General features: G+C 61.7%; 15 protein-coding genes and 1 tRNA gene. 7 read left to right on the top strand and 9 right to left on the bottom strand.

The window, feature by feature from the left end:
* Positions 1–142: 142 nt before the first annotated feature.
* Positions 143–3,742: a CHAT domain-containing protein gene (locus RBB32_RS05450; RefSeq protein ID WP_306151682.1), complete on the top strand. Its 3,600-nt coding sequence runs from the start codon at positions 143–145 to the stop codon at positions 3,740–3,742.
* A 44-nt stretch (positions 3,743–3,786) separates the two neighbouring features.
* On the opposite strand, the gene RBB32_RS21330 is transcribed toward RBB32_RS05450, so the two are convergent.
* The 3 genes from RBB32_RS21330 to ychF form a co-directional block, all read right to left on the bottom strand.
* Positions 3,787–4,188: a hypothetical protein gene (locus tag RBB32_RS21330; RefSeq protein ID WP_371931026.1), complete on the bottom strand. Its 402-nt coding sequence runs from the start codon at positions 4,186–4,188 to the stop codon at positions 3,787–3,789.
* A 36-nt stretch (positions 4,189–4,224) separates the two neighbouring features.
* Positions 4,225–4,314: transfer RNA gene (locus RBB32_RS05460), tRNA-Ser, on the bottom strand.
* 300 nt (positions 4,315–4,614) lie between these two features.
* Positions 4,615–5,712: a redox-regulated ATPase YchF gene (gene ychF / locus RBB32_RS05465; RefSeq protein WP_306151683.1), complete on the bottom strand. Its 1,098-nt coding sequence runs from the start codon at positions 5,710–5,712 to the stop codon at positions 4,615–4,617.
* 86 nt (positions 5,713–5,798) lie between these two features.
* Between ychF and RBB32_RS05470 the strand changes: the two genes are divergently transcribed.
* The 3 genes from RBB32_RS05470 (at position 5,799) to RBB32_RS05480 (ending at position 8,422) form a co-directional block, all read left to right on the top strand.
* Complete coding sequence (locus RBB32_RS05470) at positions 5,799–6,245, top strand: VOC family protein (RefSeq protein WP_306151684.1); 447 nt, start codon at positions 5,799–5,801, stop codon at positions 6,243–6,245.
* Between the two features lie 63 nt (positions 6,246–6,308).
* The gene (gene trpA, locus RBB32_RS05475; protein ID WP_306151685.1) at positions 6,309–7,100 is read left to right on the top strand and encodes a tryptophan synthase subunit alpha; all 792 of its coding nucleotides are present in this window, start codon (positions 6,309–6,311) and stop codon (positions 7,098–7,100) included.
* A 158-nt stretch (positions 7,101–7,258) separates the two neighbouring features.
* Complete coding sequence (locus RBB32_RS05480; protein WP_306151686.1) at positions 7,259–8,422, top strand: alpha-hydroxy acid oxidase; 1,164 nt, start codon at positions 7,259–7,261, stop codon at positions 8,420–8,422.
* Here the strand turns inward: RBB32_RS05480 and RBB32_RS05485 are convergent.
* Positions 8,419–8,796 (bottom strand): rhodanese-like domain-containing protein, encoded by a 378-nt coding sequence (locus RBB32_RS05485; protein ID WP_306151687.1) that lies wholly within the window; start codon positions 8,794–8,796, stop codon positions 8,419–8,421. The genes RBB32_RS05480 and RBB32_RS05485 overlap by 4 nt on opposite strands.
* A 20-nt stretch (positions 8,797–8,816) precedes the next feature.
* Positions 8,817–9,713, bottom strand: coding sequence for an MBL fold metallo-hydrolase (locus RBB32_RS05490; RefSeq protein ID WP_306151688.1), 897 nt, complete (start codon positions 9,711–9,713; stop codon positions 8,817–8,819).
* A 145-nt stretch (positions 9,714–9,858) separates the two neighbouring features.
* Between RBB32_RS05490 and mutL the strand changes: the two genes are divergently transcribed.
* Positions 9,859–11,709 (top strand): DNA mismatch repair endonuclease MutL, encoded by a 1,851-nt coding sequence (mutL, locus tag RBB32_RS05495; RefSeq protein WP_306151689.1) that lies wholly within the window; start codon positions 9,859–9,861, stop codon positions 11,707–11,709.
* The gene (locus RBB32_RS05500) at positions 11,706–12,875 is read left to right on the top strand and encodes a DNA recombination protein RmuC (protein WP_306151690.1); all 1,170 of its coding nucleotides are present in this window, start codon (positions 11,706–11,708) and stop codon (positions 12,873–12,875) included. Before mutL ends, RBB32_RS05500 begins: the two co-directional genes overlap by 4 nt.
* Position 12,876: 1 nt before the next feature.
* Here RBB32_RS05500 and RBB32_RS05505 read toward each other — a convergent pair whose 3' ends face one another.
* From RBB32_RS05505 to ilvD, 4 genes are all read right to left on the bottom strand, one after another.
* Positions 12,877–13,254, bottom strand: a complete 378-nt coding sequence (locus RBB32_RS05505) for a hypothetical protein (RefSeq protein WP_306151691.1) — start codon at positions 13,252–13,254, stop codon at positions 12,877–12,879.
* Between the two features lie 12 nt (positions 13,255–13,266).
* Positions 13,267–14,040 carry a DUF6478 family protein gene (locus RBB32_RS05510; protein ID WP_306151692.1) on the bottom strand — a complete coding sequence of 258 codons (774 nt, stop codon included), beginning with the start codon at positions 14,038–14,040 and terminating at the stop codon, positions 13,267–13,269.
* A 161-nt stretch (positions 14,041–14,201) separates the two neighbouring features.
* A complete protein-coding gene (locus tag RBB32_RS05515; RefSeq protein WP_306151693.1) occupies positions 14,202–14,831 on the bottom strand; it encodes a hypothetical protein in 630 nt (209 codons plus the stop codon).
* Entirely contained in the window at positions 14,812–16,569 is a 1,758-nt protein-coding gene (gene ilvD / locus RBB32_RS05520) for a dihydroxy-acid dehydratase (protein WP_306151694.1), read from the bottom strand. The genes RBB32_RS05515 and ilvD overlap by 20 nt, the downstream gene beginning before the upstream one ends.
* Positions 16,570–16,712: 143 nt before the next feature.
* On the opposite strand from ilvD, the gene RBB32_RS05525 reads away from it, so the two are divergent.
* Positions 16,713–17,603 (top strand): CPBP family intramembrane glutamic endopeptidase, encoded by an 891-nt coding sequence (locus RBB32_RS05525; protein WP_306151695.1) that lies wholly within the window; start codon positions 16,713–16,715, stop codon positions 17,601–17,603.
* Positions 17,604–17,623 lie beyond the last annotated feature (20 nt).

Below are 17,623 nucleotides of genomic sequence, written 5' to 3' on the forward strand. Positions count from 1 at the left end.
TAACACCCAAGTATGCACTCATATGGCCGTTTCACAAAACGGAAAACCGCTCAACTATCCAAAGTCGTCAGGCGACGGACAGGTTCGTTTCGGGGCCGTATTCGCGCTTGCATTTGAATCTTCCATCCATCACTTTCCGTCGATGGGCTTTTCACCGTTTCACCGTTTTACAGCAAAAACAGCGCGATGCCTGGTCATTGCGATACTCTTCTTCGGGGCTTCGAACACGGCTCCGTCTTTCGCACAAGACTTTGACAAGGGCTATGAAGCGGCACTGGCCGAAGACTTCGACACCGCCCTAAAGGAATTACGCCCCCTGGCAGAGGCAGGCCACGCAGCAGCCCAGTATGTTCTGGGCTTTATCTACAAGAACGGCAAAACGGTGGCCGCGGACCCGGTTGAAGCCGCTCGCTGGTACCGGCGCGCGGCCGAGCAAGGGCATATGGAAGCCCAATACACCCTTGGGTTTCTGTATTCTCGGGGCGATGGCGTGCCAGAAGATTGGATTGAAGCTGCCAGTTGGTTCCAACACGCCGCCAAGCAGGGCCATATCACGGCCCAGTTCAGCCTGGGTTACATCTACAGGTTCGGCCAGAACGGCGTTCCCAAGGATGGGACCGAAGCGGTCAAATGGTACAGGCTTGCGGCTGAACAGGGCCATGTATCGTCACAGGAATCTATGGGCTACAGCTATTTCTTCGGTCACGGCGTTCCGCAGGATCTTGCGAAAGCCGCCAGATGGTATCGCCGGGCGGCAGAGCAAGGTAGCGCCAGTGCGCAATATTCACTTGGCGACATCTATCAACGGGGCAAAGGCGTTGCGACCGACGCGGCAAAGGCAGCCCATTGGTTCACTCTGGCCGCGAAACAAAACCACGCGGAGGCACAATTCGACCTAGGCTTCATGCTTTATCACGGGCGGGGCATAGCACAGCAGCCTGCAGAGGCCACGAAATGGTTCCACGCGGCTGCGGAACAGGGGCATGCACTTGCGCAGTCCAAGCTTGGTGCCATGTATGAATTCGGCGTGGCGGTCCCACAAGACCCGGCCGAGGCGTCGAAATGGTATGATCGGGCCGCGGCACAGGGCGTCACCGAAATACCAGAACGCGACCTTCTCCGCCTGACGGCCAAACTCGAGTCCGCCGAGCGCAAACACGGCATGGCCAGCCCGCAGGTGCTACACACCCTGCACGCGCTCGGCCACGTTTATCGCGCCAAGCTGTCTTTCCGCGACAAGGCCCGTGAAACCTACAGGCGGGGATACGGGATCAGCCGAAAGCTGAACGGGGCCAGCGACGCCAAGACGCTTGAATTCCTGGGCTTGTATGTGCTGGAACTGAACGACGGAGGCCAGGTCGAGACGGCATTGCCACTGGCCCGGGAGCTGGTCAAACTGTCCAGAACGACGTTGGGCCCGGCGCATGTTCGGACACTCTATCGAACCGGCACCCTTTCGGTGCTGCTTGCGAAATCCGACAAGCGCGAAGAGGCCAACCAGCTTTTGTTGGACGGCATGGCCGTTGCCGCCGCCGCCCATGGCGAAGACCACGCGCTTGTTACCAGTTCGCTCGGAACGCAGGTCGCGGTGATTGACACGAACGGTGCGAATCCTCGTCTGGTCGACACCCTTCGGAACGTGCTGAACAGGACACGGCAGGACAACGGAGAAACAAGCCCCAAGACACGCTACCTGATGACAAGCCTGTCCGAGGCACTTATTGCCGTGAATGAGCCCCTTCCGGCAATGGAAGTGCTGGGCGACCTGATATCGGCACACGAAGAGCGATTGCTGTTAGCCTCGGCGCTGGACGATATCACGCGAAAATCGGTCATCGCCGAAAGTCGGCAAGCGGGTATCCGATTTGCCCAGCAGGCGTGGTCGGCCCAAGCGACCAAGCAGGCGCCGGGCAGTTCACTCAACTACAAGGGCCGGCGCCAAACCCGGGCGGACCTGAACGAGACACTCGCCAAAGAGGCATTTCATGCCGCACAGATGGGGCAAAGCGGGGCCGCCTATGCCCTGGGCCGTGCCATGGCCAGGCTGGCACTTGACGACGCAGGGTTGCAGGCCACTTTCGCCGCCTACGAGGCCGCGCAGGAAAAGGCCTTGGCGATAACCGAGACACTCGGCCAGCAAATTCAGGACCAAGGCGGGCAAGTCCCGGACGCAACCGCCCAAATCGTTGCGCTGCAAAACGACAGAACCGCGGCGATTGAACAGGTCAGGACGCTCGAGGAACAGCTTGAAGCAGAATTTCCGCGCTTTTTCGAGTTTCTTGCACCACGTCCGGTCACGGCGGGCGAAGTTCGCGGCACTGCGGAAAAGCCACCACTGCTTGGGCCGAATGAGGCCTTGTTGCAGATAATGCCGCCCAAGGGTGGCACGCCCGGCCTGATTTGGGCGATTAGCCAAGACGGCTTCGCCTGGAGCCAAATCCCCGGGACCGAAGCGGAACTGCGTGAAGATTTAATGTACCTCCATTCCTTGCTTGATGGGGGCGGCGCAACCCAGACCCGGGGCGATGATGCCGACAGCCGCGGCGGGGTCAGCCTGGCCAAGGAAGCGCCCGAAGATGCCATAAGAGGCTTTGACCGTGCCTTCGCCCACGACCTGTTTCGCACCCTATTCGGCGACCCTGCCATTCAGAAGATCATCAAGTCCAAGCCCGAATGGATTCTCGCCCCGCAAGGTATGTTCCTAAGCTTGCCCTTTTCCACCCTGGTCACCACCGCACCACCCGGTGGACGGGACGGCGATGCCGACCCTGCGCAGCTCCGCAGGACCAGCTGGCTTGGCACCACGCACGCCCTGTCTGTCGTTCCCGCGGTTTCTTCGCTGCGCATGTTGCGTCGTGCCGCCAAGGACGGCGCACCGGAAAGGGGCAATGCCTTCTTCGGGCTCGGGGACCCCGATTTCAGCGGAAGCGCAAGCGCGGACCGCAGCGCCGCGCTTGTCGATACCCAACGGTTCTTTCGATCCGCCGTTGCCGACCCCGCCATGGTGAAACAGCTTTCCCGGCTTCCCGGCACCCGCCGGGAAATCGAACAGCTTGCCGCCGTTTTCAAATCTCCCGGGGACGCCATCTTGCTTGGCAAGGATGCATCCGAAACCGGACTCGCCAAGGCGCAAAGGTCTGGTGTACTTCAAGGGTCGCGGGTCATCATGCTGGCCACGCACGGTCTGATGGCCGGCGCTTTCGACGGGTTGGATGAACCGGCCCTGGCCATGACCCCGCCCGTTTGTGGGGTGCGACCGCTCAACCCGGATAACGAGACCGAAACAGGGGGAAAATGCCCCGCCCCCCTGCCGGACCCAGAACTCGATGCCGCGGTCTCTCAAGGAGCGTGGATCGAAGACGGGCTTCTAACCGCGTCGGATGTGACACATCTGAAGCTCAACGCGGATTGGGTGATCCTCTCGGCCTGCGACACTGCCGCCGGATCAGATCAGAGCCCGGACGCAGAGGGATTGTCAGGCCTCGCCAGATCGTTCTTCTTCGCGGGCGCGCGGTCACTGCTTGTCTCTCATTGGCCGGTGCGTGACGACGTTGCGGCACTGTTGACGCCAGAGGCGGTTTCGCAGGCCGCCACGGGATCGATTTCACGGGCCGAAGCGCTCCGTCAAGCCATGGAACAGCTCGTCAGCAACACTGGATCGGATGCCGCGGGCATGTCATTTGCCCATCCCGCGGCATGGGCCCCCTTCCAGGTCACCGGCGTGGACGCCCGGGGCAGATAACCCCGGATCCGGCCTCGGGGTGCATCTGTGCAGCTATGATCAAGTCAGCTGTGGAATGCTCGGTGCGGAATGTAGAGACAGACATCCAGCGGCAATAGGCTGTGCCGCCGGAATGCAACGATCATCGCTCCCTCCTCTATGCCGAGAACAGTTGATTGCACCTCCTCGGATTCCATTACAGCACCATCAATATGATCTCGTTTGTGTCTGACGTCAGCGCGAATGAAACAGTTTATGGCAGTTTTATAAGAGGAGGTTTCTGGCACATCGTAACCACCAAGGAGTGGAGATGAGACAGAACCCCTGAACGCGAAAGAGCCACGGCGTCGGGTCAGCAAGCGCAATTGCACCAGTATTGCATAGAACTGCAACCAGACGCAGGGAGTGTCAGCAAATAGAATATCTTTTGATGGTAATTTTGCTGGTAAAGATTTTAAAAAACCCAAATATATTTTAATAATAATGTTTTATTTGGGAAATAATGGCGGAGACGAAGGGATTCGAACCCTCGAGACGGTTTCCCGCCTACTCCCTTAGCAGGGGAGCGCCTTCGACCACTCGGCCACGTCTCCGCCGACGCGTTTATCGAAAGCGGCACGGGGGGGCAAGTCGGAATTGCCCCTTATGTCACTCAATTCCCGATTGGCATGGTGGATCGCCACCCGGCCCCCGGCCCGGGGCTTCGAAGCCGCCGGTCTATAAGGCTCGAAACATGCGTATGAGCCCAACAGCGCATTCATGTACACCGTTTCAGGCCGCCACCTTCGGCCAAATAGATCGACACGACAGCACCGTCTCACGGCAACGCCAAAACCCCGATCATTCACCAAGATACGCCGGCATGATTCGACGATGAGGCAGGCCGCCCCGGCTCAGGTGTTGAACAGGAAGTGCAAAACATCGCCATCCTTGACGACATAGGCCTTGCCCTCGGCGCGCATCTTGCCCGCTTCCTTCGCGCCCTGTTCGCCATTGCAAGCGACGAAATCGTCATAGGCGATGGTTTCGGCCCGGATGAAGCCCTTTTCGAAATCGCCGTGAATCACGCCCGCCGCCTTGGGCGCCGAGGTGCCGGTCTTGATGGTCCATGCACGGGCCTCTTTCGGGCCGACGGTGAAATAGGTTTCAAGGTGCAACAGCTCATAACCCGCCCGGATCAAACGCGCCAATCCGGCCTCGGCCAGCCCCAATTCCTCAAGAAATTCAACGGCTTCTTCGGCGTCCAACTGGCTGATCTCTTCCTCGATCTGGGCCGAGATCACCACGCTGGCCGCCCCTTGTTCGGCGGCCATGGCTTCCACCTTTGCCGAGAACGCGTTGCCCTCTGCCGCGCTGCCTTCATCCACGTTGCAGACATACAAGATCGGCTTGGTGGTCAGAAGTTGCAGCCCCTTCCAGGCCTTGACGTCGTCCTCGCTCACCTCGACAAGCCGGGCGGGCTTGCCCTCTTCCAGCATGGCCTGCGCCTCGGACAGCAAACGGTCCTGCTGAACCGCCTCCTTATCGTTGCCTTTCAGCTTGCGCACCAGACCCGCGCGCCGCTTTTCGATGCTTTCCAGATCGGCCAGCATCAATTCGGTCTCGATCACCTCGGCATCGGCCACCGGATCAACGCGCCCCTCAACGTGGGTCACATCGCCATCCTCGAAACAGCGCAGCACATGGGCGATGGCATCCACCTCGCGGATATTGGCCAGGAACTGGTTGCCCAGCCCCTCGCCCTGGCTGGCGCCCTTCACCAGCCCGGCGATGTCCACAAAGGTCATCCGCGTCGGGATGATCTGCTTTGAGCCGGCAATCTCCGCAAGTGTTTCAAGACGTTGGTCCGGCACGTTGACCTCGCCCACATTGGGCTCGATCGTGCAGAACGGGAAATTCGCCGCCTGCGCCGCGGCCGTCCTAGTGAGCGCGTTGAAGAGCGTGGATTTCCCCACGTTCGGCAAGCCCACGATACCCATCTTGAAACCCATCTCGCGCCCTCCATTACGGTAACGCGGCGCTTCTATGCCGCAAGCGGGCGCGTTGCAAGTCACCCCTTGCCGCAGGCCCGGCCAGCATGGCAAGCAAAGGTGGTCCGAGCATTAACGAACAGGAAACCTCGATGCCGTACCCGTATCTGCATTTCCAAGGTCACTGCGCCGATGCGATGACCTTCTATGCCGATGTGTTCGGCGGCGAGTTAACCATTATGAAATGGTCCGACGCGCCCGCCGACACGCCACAAAATATCGACAGCGACAGAGTAATGCATTCGCAGCTTGCCTTCCCCGACGGCTCGCGCCTTATGGCGGGCGATTTCCCCCCGGGAATGGAGGGCGATCCCCAAAAGGCTGTCTCGGTCACGCATGTCGTCTCCGACCCCGAGGAGGGCCGGACGCTTTACGACCGGCTGGCCGAGGGCGGCGACGTCATCGACGCATACAGCGCCAAATTCTTCTCATCTGGCTTCGGAATGGTCCGCGACCGCTACGGCACTCACTGGATAATCATGACCGAGGCATGATCGTTATTGCACTTGGGCGCGGATTGAGCGAAACCACCGGGAACCAGAATTCAGGATTCCCGCATGACCCGTATCGACGCCAAATTCGCCGCGCTGCACGCCGAAGGTAAGAAGGCCTTTGTCGCCTATATCATGGCCGGGGATCCTGATTACGAAACCTCGCTTGAGGTGGTCAAAGGCCTGCCCGGCGCCGGTGTCGACATCATCGAAATGGGCCTGCCCTTCACCGATCCGATGGCCGATGGCCCGACCATCCAATTGGCCGGTCAACGCGCGCTCGAAGGCGGCATGACGCTGGAACGCACCCTGCAAATGGCCCGTGAGTTCCGCGAAACCGATGACACCACGCCGATTGTCATGATGGGATATTACAACCCGATCTACAGCCGCGGGGTGGACAAATTCCTCGTCGATGCCAAAGAGGCGGGGATCGATGGGCTGATCGTGGTCGACCTGCCCCCCGAGGAAGACGAAGAACTGTGCATTCCCGCCCAAAAGGCCGGGCTCAACTTCATCCGCCTTGCCACTCCCACCACGGACGACAAGCGCCTGCCCAAGGTTCTGACGAACACCTCGGGCTTTGTTTACTATGTTTCTATCACCGGGATCACCGGCGCCGCCGCCGCCCAGGCCAGTGATGTCGGCCCCGAGGTCGCGCGCATCAAATCGCACACCGACCTGCCGGTGATCGTGGGCTTCGGCATCCGCACTCCCGACACCAGCCGTGAAATCGCCGGCGTCGCCGATGGCGCGGTCGTCGGCTCTGCCATCGTCGGCAAACTGGCCGAGGGCTTGAGCCCCGCAGAGGTCCTCGATTTCGTCAAAGGCTTGGCCGACGGCGCACATTCCGCCTGACCCTGCCTTTCTTCTGGCCCGAAATATCCCGGGGGTGAGGCCGCAGGCCGAGGGGGCAACGCCCCCTTGCCACGCCGCCAAGGGCGCATCAGCCTGTTTCTTGCGCGCACCCGCATGGATTGGTAATAAATATTTACCATTTTACGATTGGATACCCCATGCCCGTAATCACCTGCGTCGATGACCTCAAGCGCATCTACAAACGCCGCACCCCCAAGATGTTCTACGACTATGCCGAGTCGGGCAGTTGGACGGAACAAACGTTCCGCGAAAACACCAGTGATTTCAATGACATCTACCTGCGGCAACGGGTGGCCGTCGATATGGACGGGCGCAGCACCAAAACCCGGATGATCGGGCAGGACGTGGCGATGCCCGTGGGCCTTGCCCCCGTCGGCCTGACCGGCATGCAATGCGCCGACGGCGAGATCAAGGCCGCCCGCGCCGCCGAGAAATTCGGCGTGCCCTTCACGCTCTCGACCATGTCGATCTGCTCCATCGAAGACGTGGCCGAGAACACCACCAAACCCTTCTGGTTTCAGGTTTACACACTGAAAGACGATGATTTCATGCAGCGCCTCTTTGATCGCGCCAAAGCCGCCAAATGTTCGGCGGCGATGATCACCGTGGATTTGCAGGTGCTTGGCCAGCGGCACAAGGATCTCAAGAACGGGCTTTCCGCCCCGCCCAAGCTTACACCTTCCTCCATCGCCAACATGATGACCAAGGTACATTGGGGCCTTGGCATGCTGGGCACGAAACGCCGCTCCTTCGGCAATATCGTGGGCCACGCCAAAGGCGTGACCGACCCCTCCTCGCTTAGCACCTGGACTTCCGAAGCCTTTGATCCCTCCCTCAACTGGGACCGCATCCGCGAGTTTCGCAAGATGTGGGACGGCCCCCTCATCATCAAGGGTATCATGGACCCGCGCGACGCGCGTGAGGCGCTCAATGTGGGCGCCGATGCGATCATCGTGTCCAACCACGGCGGGCGACAGCTTGATGGCGCGCTCAGCGCCATTCGCGCCCTGCCGCCGATCCTTGACGCCGTGGGCGACAAGATCGAGGTGCATCTCGACAGCGGCATTCGCACCGGGCAGGATGTTTTGAAGGCCATGGCGCTTGGCGCAAAAGGCACCTACATCGGCCGCGCTTTCGTCTACGGCCTTGGCGCCATGGGCGAAGAGGGCGTGACCAAGGCATTGGAATGCATCCACAAGGAGCTGGACGTTTCCATGGGCCTCTGCGGGCGCACCGACGTGAAGACCCTTGACCGCGATATCCTGATGGTGCCCGAGGATTTCACGGGCCGCTGGGCTTAACCCTCAACGCGGGTGGGTGCGCCGGTGGCCATATTCGTCCCGATATAGGGCTGCTTGGCCTCTTTCCACGCGCCGAACCCGCCTTTCATGTGGGCAATCCGGTCAATCCCGGCCTCGATAGCCGCCCGCGCGATTTTTTCGGATCGCACGCCCGAACCACAGTGGAACACGATACGCTTGTCCTTTTGCCCCGGAAGCTTTTCGGCATTGAAAAACGGCATCGGTAGCAACAGCGCGCCCTCGATATGCTCGAACATGTATTCCTGCGGCGTGCGCACGTCGATCAGCACGATCTCGTTCCTGGCCCAGGCCTCGGCCACCTCCTCAACCGTCCATGTCTCGAAAGTGGCCCCACCGATGGTTTCGCTTTGCATGTCGTATCCTTTCGCGCGCTTCAGAACCGGTTGGCCGGTATCTTGTAATAAGCGTTGCCATCCGCCTCCGGCTCCGGCAATTGCCCGGCCCGCAGGTTCACCTGCAAGGCATAGAGCATCCGATCCGGCAGCCCAAGCGTGGCGTCCCGCTCATCCCGCAGCCTGGTAAAGGCTTCGCGCGTGGCCCCACCCCCGACATGCGGGTTATCGGCCTTGTGCCGCGCCACCGTGGCCTCCCATGCTGGTTCCTTTCGGTCTTTCACCGGCGGATAATCATGCCCGATGAACAGCCGCGTGTCCTCTGGCAGCGCCAGAATCGCCTGCAAACTGTCATACAGGTCATCCGACGACCCACCGGGGAAATCCGCCCTCGATGTGCCGACATCCACATGCATGAACGTGTCATGCACAAAGGCGGCATCCCCCATGACATAGGTGATCGACCCAAGCGTATGCCCGGGCGACAGCATCACCCGCACCTCCAGATTACCCAGCCTGAAGGTCTCGCCATCTTCGAAAAGCCGGTCGAAATCCCGGTCCGGGTCAAAGGCGCCGGGCGTGTTGTAAATCCGTTCCCACAGCCCGCCGATATCGCGCACCTTGGCACCGATCGCATTCGGCGCGCCGGTTTGTTCTTTCAGCCAACGGGACGCCATCAGGTGATCGGCATGGGGGTGGGTATCCAGCACCCACTCCACTTCAAGTCCCTTGTCCTTGACGAACTCAAGTATGACCGACGCACTGTCAAAGCGGCTGCGCGCTTCGGCAGGGTCAAAATCCTGCACCACGTCGATCAAAGCCGCTTTCCCGGTTTCCGGGCAAGCGGCAACATATTGTACGGACCCCGTGGCCGGATCGTAAAATCCGGTCACCTCGGGCGAATGTGGTCCGTTTGAAGCACTGGTGCGCGTGAACATCTGGGACTCCTCTCAAAGGGTTTTCATTCACATAATTGAATATTTACCAGTGCCAACCCAGACGCCGAAATTTCTTTTGCCAAATCCCCGCGCACAGCAAGCCTTCGCTGGCAGAATCGGGCCCACCCATGCTAGATATGCCCAGATGAACCAACCTGACCCCAAGATAAGCGCCGCACCCCCTATCATTCGGCAACTCGACGATGCCGCGATCAATCGTATCGCCGCCGGCGAAGTGGTCGAACGCCCCGCCTCGGCGGTCAAGGAACTGGTGGAAAACGCGCTCGATGCAGGCGCCCGCCGGATCGAGGTCAGCTATGCCGACGGCGGCAAGACCCTGATCCGGGTCAGCGACGATGGCTGCGGTATCGCGCCCGATGATTTGCCGCTGGCCCTGTCGCGCCATGCCACCTCCAAGATCGACGGCTCTGACCTTCTGAATATCCACACCTTCGGGTTTCGTGGTGAGGCCCTGCCAAGCCTTGGCGCGGTCGGGCGGCTGACCATCACCTCCCGCGCCCAAGCCCATGACGCCGCCGAGGTTGCAGTCAGCGGCGGTGAAATGAGTGGCGTCAAACCCGCTGCTCTCAACGCCGGCACCATCGTCACCCTGCGCGATCTTTTCCATGCCACGCCCGCCCGCCTGAAATTCATGCGCACCGACCGGGCCGAGGCGCAGGCGATCACCGACGTGGTCAAACGCCTCGCCATGGCCGAACCTTTCGTGGGCTTCACCCTGCGCGATGTCTCGGGCGGCGGCGAGGGGCGCGTCACCTTCCGGGCCGACCCGGAAACCGGCGACCTGTTCGATGCCCTGCACGGCCGCTTGGCCCGTATCTTGGGCACGGAGTTTGCCGAAAACGCCCTGCGCATCGACGCAACCCGCGAAGGCCTGCAGATGCGCGGCTACGCCGCTCTGCCCACCTATTCGCGCGGCAGTTCCGTGGCGCAATACCTTTTCGTCAACGCCCGCCCGGTGCGTGACAAGATGCTATACGGTGCCCTGCGCGCCGCTTATCACGACTTCCTCAGCCGTGAGCGTCACCCGGCTGCGGCCCTTTTCATCGAATGCGATCCCACGCTGGTTGACGTCAACGTCCACCCCGCCAAATCCGAGGTCCGCTTTCGCGATCCGGGCCTTGCGCGGGGCCTGATCGTGTCGGGCCTGCGCCATGCACTGGCCGAGGCCGGGCATCGCGCCTCGACCACCGTTGCCGGGGCCACCCTTGGCGCCATGCGCCCCGAACCCACCGGCGCGCCCCGCGTCTACCAGATGGACCGCCCCTCGGCCCAAGCCCGCGCCGCCAGCTATCAGGCACAAGCCCCCGGCTTTGCCGATATGCAATCGGAATGGTCCGCGCGGGTCGAGCCAACAGTCACGGAAGACGCCACGCCCGAGGCCCCGCCCCGCGAAGACCTGCCCCTTGGCGCCGCCCGCGCGCAGGTGCACGAAAACTACATCGTCGCCCAAACCGCCGATGGCATGGTCATCGTCGATCAACACGCCGCCCACGAACGTCTGGTTTATGAAAAACTCAAACACCAGATGGATGAAAACGGTGTCACCTCGCAGGCCCTTCTGATCCCCGAGATCATTGAAATGTCAGAGGGCGACGCCGCCCGGCTGCTCGAATTATCCGACGATCTGGCCCGTCTTGGCCTGCACATCGAAGGCTTCGGCCCCGGCACCATCGCCGTGCGCGAAACCCCGGCGATCCTCGGGCAATGCGATGCCCGCGCGCTGGTTCTCGACATCCTCGATGAACTGGCCGACCAAGGCGATAGCCTCACCCTACGCGCCCATATTGAGGCGATCCTCAGCCGCGTCGCCTGTCACGGCTCCATCCGCTCGGGCCGCCGCATGCAGGCCGAGGAAATGAACGCCCTCCTGCGCGAAATGGAGGCCACCCCCCATTCCGGCCAATGCAACCACGGCCGCCCCACTTATGTCGAGCTCAAGCTTGCAGACATCGAAAGGCTTTTCGGGCGCACATGATCCAGATCGGCGAAACAACCTATTCCTTCAGCGCCCCCCTGGTGCTGCTGATCTTGGCCGGTGCAGCGGTGCTGCTGCTCATCGTGATCCTGTTGATCATGGCCGTCCGCGCCGCCGGGCGCAGCGCCAGCATGACTGCCCCCCTGTCGCGGCAGGTGGGCGAATTGGGCCTGCGCGTTCAAAGCCTTAGCGATGGGCAACAACAGCTTGCGGGGGGCCTCAACCACGTCTCCGAGGCGCAAGCCGCCGCTCAATCCAACATGCTGCAACTGATGGAAAAGCGGCTGGCGCAGGTGTCGGGCCAGATGAACGAGAACCTGCAAGGCTCCGCCCGCCGCACCGCGCAAACCTTGGGCGATTTGCAACAGCGCCTCACCGCCATCGACAAGGCACAGGAGAATATCACCAAGCTCTCGGGCGATGTCCTGACCCTTCAGGACATCCTCAGTAACAAGCAGACCCGCGGCGCCTTCGGCGAAATCCAACTGCACGACATCGTGCAAAAGGCCCTGCCCTCTGACAGCTTCACGCTGCAACATACGCTATCGAACGGCAAACGGGCCGACTGCCTCATTCACTTGCCCAATCCCCCCGGCCCGATCTGCATCGACAGCAAGTTCCCGCTTGAGGCCTACGAGGCCCTGCGCAACGCCACCACCGATTGGGAGGTGAACGAGGCCGCCAAGTTCCTGCGCACATCCGTCAAGAAACACATCAAGGATATTTCCGAGAAATACATCCTCGACGGCGAAACCGCCGATGGCGCCTTGATGTTCTTACCATCCGAGGCGGTCTATGCCGAACTGCACGCCAATTTCCCCGAACTGGTGCGCGACGGCTTTGCCGCACGGGTCTGGATCGTGTCGCCCACCACCTGCATGGCCACCCTCAACACCATGCGCGCCATCCTCAAAGACGCCCGCATGCGCGAACAGGCCGGGGCCATCCGGCGCGAATTGGGCTTGCTTTTCGCCGATGTGGACCGCCTTGGAACCCGTGTCGAAAACCTCGACCGGCACTTCAATCAGGCGGCCAAGGATATTTCCGACATCAAGATTTCCGCCGACAAGGTCGGCCGCCGCGCCAAACGCCTTGATAACTTCGATTTCGAAGAACTCGCCCCGGAAACCGAACCGACCATCGTGAAACTGCCCAAGGGCAGTTAACCTACATCGTCTCCAGGCAATGCCGCCGGAAGGCGCGTTTGAGCATATCCAGCTCTTCTCGCAAAAGGTTCATTTCCGCGCGAATGTCATGGCTCAAGGCCTCCCCCGCCAGAAGCGAAAAACTTTCCAGGGTCTCGCCGCTTTTGACATCCTTGATCAGGAACGTCTGAACCCCGTCGGCAATCAGTTCCAAGGGCACCGGCACCCGGACAACCCATAGGCTCTCATCGGGTTTTTCGGTCACCTCGACCCCGCGAAGCACCCGTTCCAGATGCGTTACCTCGACTTGGGGTTGGTCGTTCCCCGCCCCCTTGCGGGTCAAGACCCCCTCCCAAACGCCTTCGATCAGCCGTGTTTTGGTCAGTGTGAAATCACTCATCGGCTCTCTCCGTCAAAACTCGGCCCGGGGGCGGCGGCTAAAGGTCAGGTCCCGCAGGACAACCTGGCTCATCTGCGGGTTCTCGAAGATCAGGTCGATCCAGGCCCGTTCGATCCGTTTTTCATTCAGGTCGGAATAGGCCAGATCGAATTCCACCATGATCTCATCGGAATTCAGGGGCAATTCCCGTACGATCTGTTCGGTATTAGGGCCGTGCTTGATGTTCAGCCGGGCAAAAATCTCAAGCGGCTTTTCCATCTCCACGATGGTATCCATGCGGATCAGGTGACGTCGCCCCAGCCCCTGCACCACCTCGGGCGGCATATCCAACACCAGCGACAGGAACGAGCCATCGAAACTGAATACATCCATGCGCAGGCCAAAGGGGGCCAGGTCGGCCTCTCTCAGGTTGCGCAACTGCCGAAGCGTCAACTCGGAATGTTGACAGTCGTGAAACAATGTCACTTCGCGCCCAAGCGTGGACTTGCTTTGCACCGCTGACATGCCCGGCGCGGCCAAGGGTTCGCGCCACAGCGCGGGCCGCCAGGCCCAATCGGTTCCATGCGGTTTGGAAAAGGTGTTTGACCCGATCATCGGCAAGGCCATCCGGCTATCGGCGACCGAGATCAATTCATTCAACCAATACCGCAATTTGCGCGCGCGCGCGCGCTCGGACCGCAGGTCGCTTATCCGCATGTCGTGCACGGATTGCGCGGCCTTCCTCCACCGTCGAAGCCCGCGCCGATCCGAGGCCCATTTCAGTAGCGATTTGCGCGACTGTGGCATGCATTTTCCCTGTATTCCGGTCCGACCCTTAACGGGTAAAAGTTAACGCCTCCATAGCATTAACCGGATTTTGGGAACAATCCACCCAAGAAACCGCCCAAGGGTTTTACGCGTGCCGGGGATTGCTCTGTCATGACCTCCACCGCCGAAGGCGCGGGCACTTACCCCGGTGCCGCCTTCGTACTTGCCGACCGCAAGGCTTCGGCCAGATCCAGCATCAAGCGCCGCCCTTCCGCCCCGGACAAACCACCATCCGTTCGCCCGTAAAGCGCCAGGCCAACGATATGGCCATTGACCTCCATCGCACCGCGCCAATAACGTGGGTCGCCTTCCGGAAGCCGTGTCTCACCGCCATTGGACACGCGCACAAGCGCGATACCGTCGCCATCCTCGGCGTTGCTGACCTCCACCGGGGCCAAAGAGGCGGCCAATTCCGCCGCCGTGGGCTGTTCCGCGCCGAACCGTTTCGGCAAAACCGAAACCGTCATCAGGGCAGGTTCCACCGGCACATAGCCTTCTCCGGTCAGGCTGCCGCAGGTTGCCAAGGGCACGACCGTTGCCGACGGCCCCCGCGTCACATGCGCGGCATCCACGCAATAACCATCCGGCGCGCGAACCACGACCGCGCCCCGAAAAAGCGGCAACTCACGAACCGCCTTTGCCTTGCCGCCGCCCGGGCCCGAAAGCCCGAAAGCACCGACATCCCCCATGCAGGCGGACAGGAAAAGCATGGCACTCAGGCTGACCGCCATGCGCATCCGCCCTGGCCTGTCAGAGGTCCATATAGACATGACGCTCGGCCTTGCCGCCCGGATGGGTCACCGCGCCCTTGTAGGTCTCGCCCACCAGCTTGGCATACTTGTAAAGCGCGCCGCTGGCATAGATGGTTTCCTTCGGCCCGGCCCAATCCTTCTTGCGCTCGGCCAGCTCCTCGTCGGAAAGGTCCACGCTCAACTCGCCCGAAACCGCGTCGATGGTGATCGTATCACCGTTGCGCAACAGGGCGATCGGGCCACAATGCGCCGCTTCCGGCCCCACGTGCCCCACGCAGAAACCCCGCGTCGCGCCCGAGAAACGGCCATCGGTGATCAGGGCCACTTTCTTGCCCATGCCCTGGCCCGAAAGCGCCGCGGTGGTGGCCAGCATCTCGCGCATCCCCGGCCCACCGGCGGGGCCTTCGTTGCGGATGACGATCACCTCGCCTTCTTCGTATTCACGCGCCTTCACGGCGGCAAAGGCCTCTTCCTCGCATTCGAACACGCGCGCCGGCCCGGTGAACCGCTGGTGCTGCGTCGGGATGCCCGCGACCTTCACGATGGCCCCATCGGGGGCAAGGTTGCCCTTCAGGCCGACAACACCGCCGGTCTTGGTCAGGGGCTGGTCGATAGGATAAATCACCTTGCCGTCGGCCTCGCGGTCGATGCGGTCCAACTCCTCGCCAATGCTGCGGCCCGAGGCCGTGACGCAATCCTCGTGGATCAGGCCCGCCTTGCGCAACTCCTTCATCACCACCGGGATACCGCCCGCCTCGTAGAGATCCTTGGCCACATATGTGCCACCGGGCTTGAGGTCGACGAAATAAGGCGTGTCGCGGAAAATCTCGCAGACATCATCAAGGAAAAACTCGATCCCCGCCTCATGCGCAATCGCCGGAAGGTGAAGCCCGGCATTGGTCGACCCGCCGGTGCAGGCCACGACGCGCGCGGCATTCTCAAGGCTCTTGCGGGTCACCACGTCACGCGCCCGGACATTGCTTGCCAACAGGTCCATGACCGCCCGACCCGAGGCCTCGCCATACTGGTCGCGGCTTTCATAGGGGGCGGGCATGCCGCTGGAATTCATCAGGGCAAGGCCAATCGCCTCGCTGACGCAAGCCATGGTATTGGCGGTGAACTGCCCGCCACAGGCCCCGGCCGACGGGCAGGCCACGCGCTCAAGTACATCCAGCGCCTTGTCCGACATCTCGCCGTTCTGGTGGCGGCCCACGGCCTCGAACATATCCTGCACCGTCAGGTCACGGGTGCGGAAATCCTCGGGGATATCGTCGATCTGCGGGGCCTTGCCGGGCAGGATCGAACCACCGTAGACAAAAACCGACGGCACGTTCAGGCGCACCATGGCCATCATCATGCCCGGCAGGGACTTGTCGCAACCCGCCAGACCGACAAGCGCGTCATAGCAATGGCCGCGCATGGTCAGTTCCACGGTATCGGCAATCGCCTCGCGGCTGGCAAGGCTCGAACGCATCCCCTCGTGGCCCATGGCGATCCCGTCGGTCACGGTGATCGTGGTGAATTCACGGGGCGAACCATGCGCCTCTTTCACGCCGCCCTTGACCGCCTGCGCCTGACGGCTCAGGGCGATGTTGCAGGGCGCCGCCTCGTTCCAGCAGGTCGCGACCCCGACCAAGGGCTGGTGAATCTCATCCTCGGTCATGCCCATGGCATAGTAATAGGACCGGTGCGGCGCGCGCGCCGGGCCTTCGGTCACATAACGGCTGGGTAGCTTGGATTTGTCGAATTTGGTCATGATGGGCCTCCCCGAAAATATTCCCCCTTGGAATAGGCGAGCGGCGGGGCGGACACAAGACACGCCCGCCCCAAGGCTCGGGATTTTCGCGCATCACACAGGTTCGGATTGCACGACCGCCGCCACCCCCCTAGCTATGAGGCATGAGATACGACGCCCATGAACGCCTTGTGGCCCCGGCACGGGCCAGCAACCAACCGCTATTGCTACTGGCAGGACTGGTCCTGATGGTGCTGATATTCATGGCGCTCAATCTGGGCTATTCCATCCTGCACAGCGCCCTTATCGGCCCCGAAGCCTGGGGGGTTCTGGCGGCGGAACTGGCCACCGGGGGCACGCCCCGCGCCGTGTTGATCAACCTGTTCCTGTTTATCTTCCTGATCGTGGCCCTCGCCGCCGCGCTGCGCGCGCTGCACAACCGGGGCCTGCTGTCGGTCATTGGCCCCCTGCCGCTGGCCATTCAACAGTTCCGGCAAGTGGGCCTTGCCGTTCTGGCGCTTTTTGCCGTGGTCAGCCTGCTTTTGCCCGCCGGCGAGGCCATGCAACCCGCTCCCAATCTCGCGCCCGGCACATGGATCATGCTCCTGCCCTTGGCGCTGCTGGCACTGCTCATCCAAACCGGGGCCGAAGAACTGGTCTTTCGCGGCTACCTTCAATCGCAATTGGCCGCGCGGTTTTCACACCCCCTTGTCTGGCTGGCCCTGCCCGCGCTGTGTTTTGCCGTGCTGCACTACGATCCCGCCACGCACGGCCAGAATACATGGCTGGTGGTGGGCTGGGCCGCGCTTTTCGGCCTCGCCGCCGCCGACCTGACGGCGCGCGCAGGCACCCTTGGCCCGGCCATCGCCCTGCACATGGTCAACAACCTCAGCGCCATCGTCCTCGTCGCGCCCGAAGGCAATTTCGATGGCCTCGCGCTTTATACCTATCCGTTCTCGCTGGATGATGCGGCGGCCATCTGGGCCTGGGCCCCGGTTGATATCATGGTGCTCTTTTGCGGCTGGCTCATCGCGCGCATTGCCTTGCGTCGCTGATTGCAATTCCCCTCGCGTCA

The sequence above is a fragment of the Roseovarius sp. MMSF_3281 genome (assembly GCF_030733685.1).
GTDB lineage: Bacteria > Pseudomonadota > Alphaproteobacteria > Rhodobacterales > Rhodobacteraceae > Roseovarius.